Source organism: Massilia aerilata (assembly GCF_042656905.1).
Taxonomy (GTDB): Bacteria; Pseudomonadota; Gammaproteobacteria; order Burkholderiales; family Burkholderiaceae_D; genus Telluria; species Telluria aerilata.
On record NZ_JBHSMZ010000005.1, the window covers coordinates 1 to 12,171 of the forward strand.

At 65.7% G+C, this 12,171-nt stretch carries 9 protein-coding genes and 1 riboswitch; of the genes, 2 read left to right on the top strand and 7 right to left on the bottom strand.

Annotated features, from left to right (window positions below; translation table 11 throughout):
- The 3 genes from ACFPO9_RS07920 to aceA form a co-directional block, all read right to left on the bottom strand.
- A partial coding sequence (locus ACFPO9_RS07920) for a DUF1565 domain-containing protein (RefSeq protein ID WP_379769216.1) occupies window positions 1-587 on the bottom strand: 587 nt, incomplete at its 3' end.
- A gap of 175 nt (window positions 588-762) precedes the next feature.
- Window positions 763-2,070, bottom strand: a complete 1,308-nt coding sequence (locus ACFPO9_RS07925) for a PQQ-dependent sugar dehydrogenase (protein WP_379769219.1) — start codon at window positions 2,068-2,070, stop codon at window positions 763-765.
- Window positions 2,071-2,216: 146 nt separating this feature from the next.
- Window positions 2,217-3,515 carry an isocitrate lyase gene (gene aceA / locus ACFPO9_RS07930; protein WP_379769222.1) on the bottom strand — a complete coding sequence of 433 codons (1,299 nt, stop codon included), beginning with the start codon at window positions 3,513-3,515 and terminating at the stop codon, window positions 2,217-2,219.
- Window positions 3,516-4,043: 528 nt separating this feature from the next.
- Here aceA and ACFPO9_RS07935 point away from each other — a divergent pair.
- Window positions 4,044-4,229, top strand: a complete 186-nt coding sequence (locus ACFPO9_RS07935; RefSeq protein WP_379769225.1) for a PEP-CTERM sorting domain-containing protein — start codon at window positions 4,044-4,046, stop codon at window positions 4,227-4,229.
- A 57-nt stretch (window positions 4,230-4,286) separates the two neighbouring features.
- Here ACFPO9_RS07935 and clpB read toward each other — a convergent pair whose 3' ends face one another.
- Together clpB and yiaA are read right to left on the bottom strand one after the other, a co-directional pair.
- Window positions 4,287-6,902 (bottom strand): ATP-dependent chaperone ClpB, encoded by a 2,616-nt coding sequence (gene clpB, locus ACFPO9_RS07940; RefSeq protein WP_379769229.1) that lies wholly within the window; start codon window positions 6,900-6,902, stop codon window positions 4,287-4,289.
- A 67-nt stretch (window positions 6,903-6,969) separates the two neighbouring features.
- Window positions 6,970-7,377: an inner membrane protein YiaA gene (yiaA, locus tag ACFPO9_RS07945; protein ID WP_379769232.1), complete on the bottom strand. Its 408-nt coding sequence runs from the start codon at window positions 7,375-7,377 to the stop codon at window positions 6,970-6,972.
- Between the two features lie 163 nt (window positions 7,378-7,540).
- Window positions 7,541-7,624, top strand: a riboswitch (Fluoride riboswitch).
- Window positions 7,625-7,715: 91 nt separating this feature from the next.
- Here yiaA and ACFPO9_RS07950 point away from each other — a divergent pair.
- Window positions 7,716-8,990 carry a voltage-gated chloride channel family protein gene (locus tag ACFPO9_RS07950; RefSeq protein ID WP_379769235.1) on the top strand — a complete coding sequence of 425 codons (1,275 nt, stop codon included), beginning with the start codon at window positions 7,716-7,718 and terminating at the stop codon, window positions 8,988-8,990.
- Here the strand turns inward: ACFPO9_RS07950 and ACFPO9_RS07955 are convergent, their stop codons facing one another.
- Both ACFPO9_RS07955 and ACFPO9_RS07960 read right to left on the bottom strand, forming a co-directional pair.
- Window positions 8,991-9,470 carry a molybdenum cofactor biosynthesis protein MoaE gene (locus tag ACFPO9_RS07955; RefSeq protein WP_379769237.1) on the bottom strand — a complete coding sequence of 160 codons (480 nt, stop codon included), beginning with the start codon at window positions 9,468-9,470 and terminating at the stop codon, window positions 8,991-8,993.
- On the bottom strand, window positions 9,467-12,151 hold the full coding sequence (locus tag ACFPO9_RS07960; protein WP_379769240.1) for a DUF349 domain-containing protein: 2,685 nt from the start codon (window positions 12,149-12,151) through the stop codon (window positions 9,467-9,469). The genes ACFPO9_RS07955 and ACFPO9_RS07960 overlap by 4 nt, the downstream gene beginning before the upstream one ends.
- Window positions 12,152-12,171: the final 20 nt, after the last annotated feature.

Genomic DNA, 12,171 nt, shown 5'->3' on the forward strand with positions numbered 1-12,171 from the left:
GAAACCCAGTAGATGCGTGCCGAGGCGGTGCCGTTGGCGGTGGTCTTGATGCCGCCGGCATAGGTGCCTGGAGCCACCCAGACCGTGGTGCCGGCCTTGGTCGCGGCTTTTGCTGCGCGGGCCAGGGTCTTGAACGGCGCGGCCTTGGTGCCGGCGGCGGTATCCGAACCGGTCGGCGACACATAATAGTTATAGGTGGTGGCCGGGGTCGTGGTCGCGGCGCTCACGGTCGGGCTCGATGCCGAGATCGACGCCAGCAGGCGCGGCGCGCCGTCGGCCGGCGCATCGGCTTGCGAAGAAGCGGCGCCGGTCGAGGCCAGGCTGCCATCGTAAGCGCTCAGTTCGAAGCTGCCTGCAGCGGCTTCGGTCGCCCGGGCGCCGGCTGCGTCGGCAGCGTTCGGCGTGGTGGCGGCACTATTTGCGACGGTGGTGTCGGCGCTGGACATGAGCGCGGCGGCGGTCTGCGATTGCTGGCCGCTGCCGGCGTCGCTCATGCCGCCGCCACAGGCGGTCAGGAGCACGGTGACGCTGGCGCACAGCAGGGCGTTGACACGGCTATCCGAAGCAAAAGTAACGAGTTTTTTCATAAGAAAGTTCCTAGCAGCAAAAAGAGAATGCACCCCTTTGAGCGTAGGAAACTTCCTTAGTTCAATCTTTTTTAAAAAAAATTTCCTTATAAAATCAAATACTTATGAAAGTATAACTGAGACCTGGCAAGCAAATGAGCCGGCGCCCTACGGCACAGCGGACTCATCTGCCTCGTCATTTCTTGTAAGTCAGCTTGAAAATCGTGCCCTTGGCATCGTCGCTTACCAATAGCGCGCCGTCGCGCGTCACCGCCACGCCGGCCGGCCGTCCCCAGGTACTGTCGCCAGTCAGGGCAAATCCGGTCATGAAATCCTCGAACCCGCCGGTCGGCTGGCCATTCTTCATGCGCACGCGGACCACCTTGTAGCCGGTCGCGGGCGCGCTGTGCGAACCGTGCATCGCGACGAACGCATCGCCCCGATACTCCGCAGGGAAAGCGTTTTGATCGTAGAACGCCAGGCTCAGCACCGCGGCATGGGGATGGAACAGCACTTCCGGCGTCCGCACGTGGCCCTTGAGATCGGGGCGCTTTCCCTTGAGAGCCGGATCTTCGTTGTCGCCCAGGTAGTACCAGGGCCAGCCGAAGAAATCGCCCTCCCCTACACGCGCCATGAAATCGGGTGGCACCTGCGGGCCGAGGTGATCGCGCTCATTGACCACGCACCACAGATTATCGGTACCGGGCTGCATCGCCAGCCCCGAGCAGTTGCGCAGGCCGGTAGCGTAGGTGCCCAGCTTCCTGGTTTGCAGATCGTAGACGCGGACCATGGCGCGGTTCTCTTCATCGCCCCACGCCGCGCCGCGGCCATGCGCCTTTTCATAAGCCTGTATGTCTGCCGGTTTTTTCTCGGGCATGACGCCCAGGTTCGAGCTCGATCCGATGGAGACGAACAGGCGCTTGCCGTCACGCGACAGCGCCAGGTCGCGCGTCCAGTGACGCTTGGTCGGGATATTGTCGATGAGGACTTCGGCCGGGCCGGAAGCCTTGACGTCGCCGCTATGGTAGGGATAGCGCACGACTTGATTCGCCGCCGCCACATAGACGTACTGCGGGTTGGCGGCAGGCTGGAACACGATGCCGTAGGGACGGTCCAGCTTCTCGGCAAAGACTTCGGGCTTGGCCGGCGCCGCCGCATTGGCGCGGAAGACCAGCACACGTCCGGTGCCGGTTTCGGACAGGAAGATATCGCCGTTGGGCGCGACGCGCATGGTGCGTGGCTTGTCGAGGCCGCTGGCGAATACCTGTACCGTAAAACCGGCCGGCACCTTGGGCAGCGCGCCTGCCGGCGGCGAAACGACTTTCACGGTGGCCGGCAGCGATCCTTCCGGGTCGCCGGCCTTTGGATTTGCCGGCAGGTCGGATCGCTTGATCTGGTGCTGCGTTCCCGGCGTATCGGGACGCCAGTCCTGGGCCTGGGCGAGCGCGGCGGCAAAGACCAGTGGAAGAGGAAGAAGTAGGATGGCAGGTTTGGGGAAGTGCACGAGAGCCTCCATTGTCGTGTTCACTTGAGTCTATCGGTTCCGCTTGCCAGGCCGCGCACGTGAGCCGCAAAAAAGCCGCAGCGGCTTTTGACCGCTGCGGCTGCCACCGCGAACAACGGAGGAAAAAACTTTTCAGTTAGCGCTTCTTAGGCGACTTTCTTTTCGTCGAAGAACTGCTCATCTTCCGTCGAGCCATGCAGGGCCGTGGTCGAGCTCTGGTTCTGCTGGATGGTCTGGGTCACGGCGTCGAAGTAGCCGGTGCCGACTTCGCGCTGGTGCTTGACCGCGGTAAAGCCCTTCTCGGCCGCCGCGAATTCCGCTTCCTGCAGCTCGACGAAGGCCGACATGCCGCGCCGCGCATAGCCGTGGGCCAGGTTGAACATGCCGTAGTTGAGCGAGTGGAAGCCGGCCAGGGTGATGAACTGAAACTTGTAGCCCATCGCGCCCAGCTCCTTCTGGAACCTGGCGATGGTGGCGTCGTCCAGGTTCTTCTTCCAGTTGAACGAAGGCGAGCAGTTATAGGCAAGCATCTTGCCGGGGAATTTTTCGTGGATCGCTTCGGCGAAGCGCTTGGCGAAGGCCAGGTCCGGCTTCCCGGTCTCGCACCAGACCAGGTCGGCGAAAGGCGCGTAGGCCAGGCCGCGCGAGATCGCCTGTTCGACGCCCGGACGCACCCGGTAGAAGCCCTCGACGGTGCGCTCGCCGGTGCAGAAAGGCTGGTCGACCGGATCGACGTCCGAGGTCAGTAGATCGGCCGCTTCGGCGTCGGTACGGGCGATCACCAGGGTCGGCGTGCCCATCACGTCGGCCGCCAGGCGGGCCGCGGTCAGCTTTTCGACCTGCTCTCGGCTCGGCACCAGCACCTTGCCGCCCATGTGGCCGCACTTCTTGACGGACGCCAGCTGGTCTTCGAAGTGAACGCCGGCGGCGCCGGCATCGATCATGGACTTCATCAGCTCGAAGGCGTTCAGCACGCCGCCGAAACCGGCTTCGGCATCGGCCACGATGGGTGCGAAGAAATCGACCTCGTCCTTGCCTTCCGACCACTGGATCTGGTCGGCGCGCTGGAAGGTATTGTTGATACGCTTGACGACCATCGGCACCGAGTTGGCCGGATACAGCGACTGGTCCGGGTACATCTCGCCGGCCAGGTTGGCATCGCCGGCGACCTGCCAGCCGGACAGGTAGATCGCCTTCAGGCCGGCCTTCACCTGCTGCATGGCCTGGTTGCCGGTCAGCGCGCCGAGGGCGTTGACATAAGGCTCGTTATTGACCAGGTCCCACAGCTTCTCGGCGCCGCGGCGGGCGATGGTGTGCTCGATCTGGATCGAGCCGCGCAGGCGGACCACGTCCTCCGCCGTGTAGTTGCGGGTCACGCCCTTCCAGCGCGGATTGCTGTCCCAGTCTTGCTGCAGGGCGGCGATTTGCTGTTCACGAGTTGCCATGCTGATTCTCCTGATGATGAATGATGAAAGCTGTGTTGGAAGGAAGCGGCCTTGGGAATATCTTAAGCCGGCTTGTGCGAAGCACCAATACTCTTATATAAGACATAGGATTAATTTTATTTACTTATTTATCAAACACTTGCGAATTTCCTTCCATGATGCGGAAGGTAATTTCTCAAAATGGGAGCGGGTGCGGCGTCCCATTCGATGCAATTTTCATATTCGCGAACTGCATTCCGCATCGTGAAATATGGACCATTGTTCCGCCAAGGAAATAACCTGCCCATCATGGCGGCATGCGGCCCACCTTCCTTGACCCAGTGCCGTGCGCTCTCAACTTCCTTCCGCGCGTCAATATATTTGTTACACAGACTGAGTTAGCCACTTAACAGAGAGCCTTGCCATCCCACCCCTACCCTGTGTTCGCGGACTCATCCGTATCGCCGGTCCGTTCGCAGGACGCGAAGGGCCGGCGCCCGAGACTCGAAGAAAAGGAGGCCCCATGGCCCTCGGCTAAGGCCGGCACCCTTGAGCCCGCACCTGAAGGTCAACTCCTTCGACGGCGACGGCGGGCGCAAGGCCGGCAGCCTGCTGTCGGAGAATATTCCGCTGGCGCCGGTGCCGGAGCCCTCGGCTTACGCGATGTTGCTGGGTGGGTTGTTGCTGCTGGGCGGGATGGCTCGGGGGCGGACGAGCGCGGAAACGACGAGCTGACAAAAAACGCCCTGCCCGGCTTTCCGGACAGGGCGCTTTCACTTGGTGCGCAAGATATTACTTGGCCAGATCGACCGCCGGCTCCGCGCTGAAGTTCAGCTCGCTGCCGTTGACGCCGACGTGGATCGTATCCTTCGGCCCGAAGCGGCCGGAGAGGATCGCCTTCGACAGCGGATTCTCGATCTGCTGCTGGATCGCGCGCTTGAGCGGGCGGGCGCCGTAGACCGGGTCGAAGCCGGCTTCCGCGATTTTCTGCAGGGCGGCGTCGGTCAGGTCGAGTTTCATCTCCATCTTCTCGAGGCGCTGCTCCAGGTTGCGCAGCTGGATGCGGGCGATGTCGCCGATGTTCTTCTCGTCGAGCGCATGGAAGACCACGATCTCGTCGATGCGGTTGATGAACTCGGGGCGGAAGTGGCCGCGCACCTCGGCCATCACGGCCATCTTGACCACCGCCGGCTCGTCGGTCTCCATCGCCTGGATCTTGTGCGAACCCAGGTTCGAGGTCATGACGATCACGGTGTTCTTGAAGTCCACCGTGCGGCCCTGGCCATCGGTCATGCGGCCGTCGTCGAGCGCCTGCAGCAGCACGTTGAAGACGTCCGGGTGGGCCTTCTCGATCTCGTCGAGCAGGATCACGCTGTAGGGCTTGCGGCGCACGGCTTCGGTCAGGTAGCCGCCCTCTTCATAGCCGACATAGCCCGGCGGCGCGCCGATCAGGCGGGCCACCGAATGCTTCTCCATGAACTCGCTCATGTCGATGCGGATCAGCGATTCCTCGGTATCGAACAGGAAGCTCGCCAGCGCCTTGCACAATTCCGTCTTGCCGACGCCGGTCGGACCCAGGAACATGAAGGAGCCGTACGGACGGTTCGGGTCGGCCAGGCCGGCGCGCGAACGGCGGATCGCATCGGACACGGCTTCGATCGCCTCGTCCTGGCCCACCACGCGCTCGTGCAGCTTCTCTTCGATGTGCAGCAGCTTGTCGCGCTCGCCCTGCATCATGCGCGCCACCGGGATGCCGGTCGCGCGCGAGACCACTTCCGCGATCTCCTCGGCGCCGACTTGCGTGCGCAGCAGGCGCGGCTTGCCATCGGCCGTCTCGGGCTGCTCGCCCGCGACTTCGGCGTCCTTCAACTGCTTCTCCAGCTCCGGCAGACGGCCATACTGCAGCTCGGACATGCGGCCGTAGTCGCTCTTGCGCTTGGCCTCGTCGATCTGCAGGCGAATCTGCTCGATCTCCTCCTTGATGTGCGCGGTGCCCTGCACGGCGGCTTTTTCGGCCTTGAGGATCTCTTCGTAATCGTTGTACTCGCGCTCCAGGCGCGCGATCTCGTCGTTGATCAGCTCCAGGCGGCGCTGGGATGCTTCGTCGGTTTCCTTCTTGACGGCTTCGCGCTCGATCTTCAGCTGGATCAGGCGGCGGTCCAGCTTGTCCATCACTTCCGGCTTGGAGTCGATCTCGATCTTGATCTTCGAGGCCGCTTCGTCGATCAGGTCGATCGCCTTGTCGGGCAGGAAGCGGTCGGTGATGTACCTGTGCGACAGCTCGGCCGCGGCGATGATCGCGGGGTCGGTAATCTCGACCTTGTGATGCAGTTCGTACTTCTCCTGCAGGCCGCGCAGGATCGCGATGGTCGCCTCCACGCTCGGCTCGTCGACCATGATCTTCTGGAAGCGGCGCTCCAGCGCGGCATCCTTCTCGACATACTTGCGGTACTCGTCGAGGGTGGTCGCGCCGATGCAGTGCAGCTCGCCGCGCGCCAGCGCCGGCTTGAGCATGTTACCGGCGTCCATCGCGCCCTCGGCCTTGCCGGCGCCGACCATGGTGTGGATCTCGTCGATGAAGACGATGGTCATGCCCTCGTCATGCGCGAGCTCCTTCAGCACGGTCTTCAGGCGTTCCTCGAATTCGCCGCGGAACTTGGCGCCCGCCAGCAGCGCCGCCATGTCGAGCGAGAGCACGCGCTTGCCCTTCAGGGAATCGGGCACCTCGCCATTCACGATGCGCTGGGCCAGGCCTTCGACGATGGCGGTCTTGCCCACGCCCGGCTCGCCGATCAGCACCGGATTGTTCTTGGTCCGGCGCTGCAGCACCTGGATCGCACGGCGGATCTCGTCGTCGCGGCCGATCACCGGGTCCAGCTTGCCCATGCGGGCCCGCTCCGTCAAATCGAGGGTGTATTTTTTCAGCGCTTCACGCTGGCCTTCGGCATCCTGGGAATTCACCGAGGCGTCGCTGCCGCGCACGGCGGCAATCGCCGATTCCAGCGCCTTCTTCGTCAGCCCATGCTCGCGCGCCAGGCGCCCGGCGTCCGATTTGTCCTCGGTCAGCGCCAGCAGGATCATTTCGCTGGACAGGAACTGGTCGCCGCGCTTCTGCGACTCGCGGTCGGCCAGGTTCAGCAGCTGCACCAGTTCGCGCCCGACCTGCACGTCGCCGCCCGTGCCGGACACCTTGGGCAGGCGCTCCAGCGCATTGCGCAGCGCCGTCGACAGCCCGCCGACGTTCACGCCGGCGCGCTGCAGCAGCGAGCGCGCGCCGCCGTCGTCCTGGTTCAGCAAGGCGCTCAGCAGGTGCGCCGGTTCGATGTACTGGTTGTCGTTGCCGACCGCCAGGCTCTGGGCATCCGCCAGCGCTTCCTGGAGCTTGGTCGTCAATTTGTCTTGCCGCATGTTTTTATCCCCTAGTGGTTGGTGGGTGTTTCCGTTGAACTCAAGTTAGGGATGCGGCAACGATATTTCAAGATGCGGGATGCGCGGCCAGGTCACGAACGTTTTTCTGGACCGCAACGATGGCGAATAGCACCAGCACGAAGGACATGGCGTAGAAGCCCTTCTCGCTCAGCAGCAGCGTGGCATGCCACAGCCCCACGCTGAGCAGCAGGATGGAAGCGCCCAGCGACACCCAGCACAAGCCCACATACATGCCGGTCACACGCAAGCCTTCGGTGCGGTCGCGCAGGGTCTTTTGCAGGGACACGGCGGCAAAGCAGCCGTACAGCAGGATCGTGAAGTAGTAAGCCTTTTCGTTCAGCTGCATCTGGGCATTCCACAGGCCGATCAGGTAAGCGATCATGCCGACGATCATGGCGCCCCAGGAGGCGCCGACGAAGGCGTTGCTGGGGCGTGCGGTCGATTGCTGGTGCATGGCGTTCTCCGGTCAAAGAAAAAATGGACTTTGCTAGATTGCAATCGGGACGCCTTGAGCACAAGTAAATAGCTCGGCGGTATCAGCTCCCGCCACACCGGGTAGCGCATCCCGCGCTATCGTCGCCGGCGGGGGCTGGCGAAGCAGAATTTGCTGAGATACAATTATTAACGGAGATGGCATTCCTCCCGTATCGCAGCCGCGCGCGATACCAACCGCCCCCAGGGCTGATGATGCCTACACGTTCCCGGACCGTTTTCGGTCATCTGGAAGTGTAGGCGCACGCCTTCCAGCCTGCCGCATGTCCGGGAAACGATTCATTCACGCACGGGACATGCATGACAACAAGCAATAACACCGAACATCCCGACGGCCTGCAGCTGGCGGCTTTGCTAGGCTTCATGCTCAAGTGGCTGCCGCTCGCCGTCGTCGTCGGGGCGCTGGGCGGTTCAGCCTCGGCCCTGTTCCTGTTCGCGCTCGACTGGGCAAGCGCGGCCCGGCTGCTGCATCCCTGGCTGATCGGCCTGATGCCGCTGGCCGGCTTCGCAGTCGGCTGGCTGTATCTGCGCTACGGGCGCGAGGTCGAGGCCGGCAATAACCTGCTGATCGACGAGATCCACGATCCGAAAAACGTGATCCCGCTGCGGATGGCGCCGCTGGTGCTGGGCGGCACCGTCGTGTCGCACCTGGTCGGCGCCTCGGTCGGCCGCGAAGGCACGGCGGTGCAGATGGGCGGCGCCCTGGCCGACCAGCTGACCCACCTGCTCCGGCTCCACCATGAAGACCGCCGCATTCTCCTGATGGCCGGTATCAGCGCCGGCTTCGCCTCGGTGTTCGGCACGCCGCTGGCCGGCGCCGTGTTCGCACTGGAAGTGCTGGCGATCGGCCGCCTTCGCTATGACGCCCTGTTGCCTTGCCTCGTTGCCGCCATTGCCGGCGACCAGATCTGCCTGCTGTGGGGCGTGCACCATGTGCAGTATGCGATCGGCGCGGTACCGCTGCCGGCGCCGTGGCCGCTGCTGGCGACGGCGCTCGCCGGCGCCGCCTTCGGCGCGGTGGGACGCCTGTTCGCGACAGGCACCCATGCCTTGGGCGCCTGGATCAAACACCGCGTGCGGTACGCGCCGCTGCGCCCGTTCCTGGGCGGGATCGTGGTGGCCGGCGCCGCATGGCTGCTCGGCGGCGAGCGCTGGCTCGGGCTCGGCATCCCGACCATCCAGGCCGCTTTCCAGCAGCCCCTGCCATCCTGGGACTTCGCCGGCAAGATGGCCTTCACCATCGCTTCGCTGGGCAGCGGCTTCAAGGGCGGCGAAGTGACGCCGCTGTTCTATATCGGCGCAACGCTGGGCAATGCGCTGGCGCCGCTGCTGCACCTGCCCTTCGCCCTGCTGGCCGGACTGGGTTTCGTGGCCGTGTTCGCGGGTGCGGCGAACACGCCGATCGCCTCGACCCTGATGGCCATCGAGCTGTTCGGCGCGGAAGCCGGCGTGTATGCGGCCGTGGCCTGCGTGGTCAGCTATATGTTTTCAGGACACCGCGGCATTTACCGGGCACAGCGCATCGGGCTGGCCAAGCATCGCCATCCGCTGCAAAAGGCCGGGAAACCGGAATGATCAGCACGCCCACTTGGCGCGGGCGGCGTCGTCGCTGACGCGGGCATCGACCCAGCGCGCGCCTTCCGGGGTCTGTTCCTTCTTCCAGAACGGCGCCTCGGTCTTCAGGTAATCCATGATGAATTCGCAGGCCGCGAAGGCTTCGCCGCGGTGGGCGGCGCTTGCCGCCACCAGCACGATCTGCGCCATCGGCGCCATCGGGCCGACGCGGTGCACGACCAGCGCACCGTACAGGGGCCAGCGCGCGCGCGCCTGCGCGACGATGTCCCGCAGCGCGCGTTCCGTCATTTCCGGGTAGTGCTCCAGCTCGAGCTCGGCCACCTTCGCGCCCTCGTTCATGTCGCGCACCGTGCCGACGAAGGACACGACGGCGCCGATGCGCGGGTCGCCCGCGCGCATCCGCGCCACTTCCGCGCCGAGGTCGAAGTCTCCCTGCTGCACCCTGACTTCATTGAAGAACTTTGTGAAGCCCTCGCTCATTTACCCTCCCGGGCCAGGCGCATGAACAGCTGTTCGATGCGCGACGCGGTACGGGCGTCGACCAGGGCCGGCAGCGCCGCCAGTTCGCGCAGCTGGGCGCTGCCGCCCGTTTGCCCGCTCTTCTGGCCATCCTTGTGTCCGCCCTTGTGGCCGGCGCCGTGGCCCCCGCCGTGACCCGATTTGAGCGAGGATTGCAGCACCTCGACCTGCAGCTTGAGGCGCTCGCGCGCGAACTCGGGACCGCTGTCGATGCCGGCGCGGATCTCGGCGCGCAGCAGTTCGTTGAGCAGGGTGCCGCGGTTGCGCTCCAGCAGCTGGGCATAGCCGTCGCGGCCTTCCGGCAGCGCGCCCAGGGCCGCGTCGAAGCGGGCACGCAGGGCGCGCTCCATGTCGGCCTCCAGCGGCGGTAAGGCGCTCCAGCGCGCTTCCCAATCGGCGTCGCCGGCGCCGTCTCCGCTCGCGACTTGCTGCTCCAGCGCCTGCACCAGGCGCAGCTTGTCGCGCAGCTGGCCGGCCTGGGCCAGGCCGACGGCGCGCCGGGCGGCTTCCAGCTGCTGCTGGATCTGCGCCACCGCGGCGTGGTAGCGCTTCTCGACCCGCGCCTCGTGGGCGCGCGGCACCGGGCCGATCGCCTGCCATTCGGCCGCCGCATCGCGCAGCAGCTTGCCGGCGCTGGCCGGGCTCACCTCCGCGGCCGCGGCTTCGAGGCGCGCGCTGATCGCTTCCTTGGCGGCTTCGTGGGCGCGGCGCTCGATGTCGGCCTCGTGCATGCTTTCCTTGCGGCGCTGGAAGATTTCGTCGCAGACCGCGCGGAAGCGCTGCCACAGCGCCTGCTCGCTCTTGCGCTCGAGCGGCAGCGCGCGCGCATGCTCCTGCCAGCGCTGCTGCAGGGCGCGCATGGTGTCGAGCGCGTGGCGGTCGTGCGGGTCGATCGCCGCGGCGGCCTCGATGATGTCCTCGCGTTCCGCCATCTCGCCCTTGCGCTGTTCTTCCAGCGGTCCCTGCAGGGTGTTCAGGGCGTCGGTAAACAGCGAATCGAGGCGTTTCTTTTCCTTGCGGTCGATGGCGCCCAGGTGGCTCCAGGCCAGGCGCAGGCGCTGCACGGTGCCGGCCACGTGCTTCCACTCGGCTTCGCCGGACTGCAGGCGCGCGATCTCGGCGTTGGCTTCGTCGATCAGGCCCTGGCCGCGCGCGGCGTTGGCATGGCGTTCGTCGGCCAGATGGCGGAAGTGGGCCGCCGCCGGCGCATAAGCCGCGCCGCAGGCGGCGTCGAAGCGCTCCCACAGGCTTTTCGGGGCCGCGCCGGACAGGCTGTCGAGGGCTTTCCAGCGTTCGCGCATGGTGCCGACCTTCTTGGCCAGCTCGCTCATCGCCAGGTTCTGGGTCGGCAGCGCTTCCACCGACTTGATCAGTTCCTCGCGCGAGACGTTGCCGCCCCAGCGCGCCCAGTCCGACAGGCGCTTGAGCTCGGCCCGCACATGGGCCAGGCGGTCGGACTGCGCCGGCGTCAGGTGCATGCCCCGCATGTTCTTCTCGCGCGCTTCCTTCAGTCCCTTGTCGAGTTCGGCGGCGGTTCCCAGCGAGCCTTGCTGCAGCGCCGCTTCCATCGCATCCATGGTGTCGAGGAAGTGCTGGTCGGCGCCACGCGCCCTGCCCTCGGTTTTACCCTCGATCCTGCCCTGCTCTTTCGGCTTTGTGGCCGGGGTTTCTTTCGGCTCGCGCGGCTTGCGCGCTTCCGGCTGCGGCAAGCTGGCCAGCAAGGCCTCGAAGCGCTGCTGCAGCGCAGCCATGGCCTCGCCATGCGCGCCCTGCTGTGCTTGCGGCAGTCGCTGCCATTCCTTGCGCAAGGCCTCCGGGTTCAGCTCGGCGTGGGGCTTGTCCTGCTGGGCGGCGAGGAAGGCTTCGCGCGCCGCCAGCGCGGCCTGGCCGGCTTCGATTTCATGCAGGCTGGCCTGCAGCTTCTGCGCTTCGAGGCCGACTTCGGCCACCAGGCCGCGCGGCAGCGAGGGCTGCTCGGGCGCCTGTAGGGCCTGGGCCTGTTCCTGGGCCAGCGCTTCCAGCTTGATTGCCAGCTCGGCGGCCGGCAGCGGTTCGGACGGCAGCCGGCGCAGCGCGGCCAGGCGGTCGATCATGGCGCGCTGCAGCTGCACCTGGGCTTCCAGGCGCTGGGCCAGCGCGGCGCGGACGGCGCCGAATTCATCCTGCAGTTCAGGGGCGGCGATCACCGCCCACTTGCGGTCGAGGTCGGCAACGTGATTGGGCGTCAGCAGCGCATCCTTGAGCAGCGAGCGCGCCTGTTCGAGCATGGTCTCGCCGCGCCGGCGCTCGGCTTCGCGGTGCCGGTGGGCGTCCAGGCGCGACTGCATCAGCTTGGCGACGCGGCGGTCGGTATTGCGCATCGCGGTATGGACGCGCTCGAGCAGCTCGGGACTCTGGATGGTTTCGGCTGCGGTCAGGCGCAGCTCGGAAAACTCGCATTGGAGGACGAATTCCACCGCGGCGGCCTCGTCGCCCTGGATCCGGCTCAGCTTCTCGGCCTGCAGCGCGCGCTGCGGCGTCGCGGCGGCGCCCGGACCAGCTGCGCCCGTGGAGGCGGCCTGTCCCGCTTGCGCCTCCTGTCCGGCCGGCTGCTTGTCGCCGGGCTTGTTGTCGCCCGGCCGCTTGAATAGGAACTCGAACATGATGAAATCGCACTTCCAAA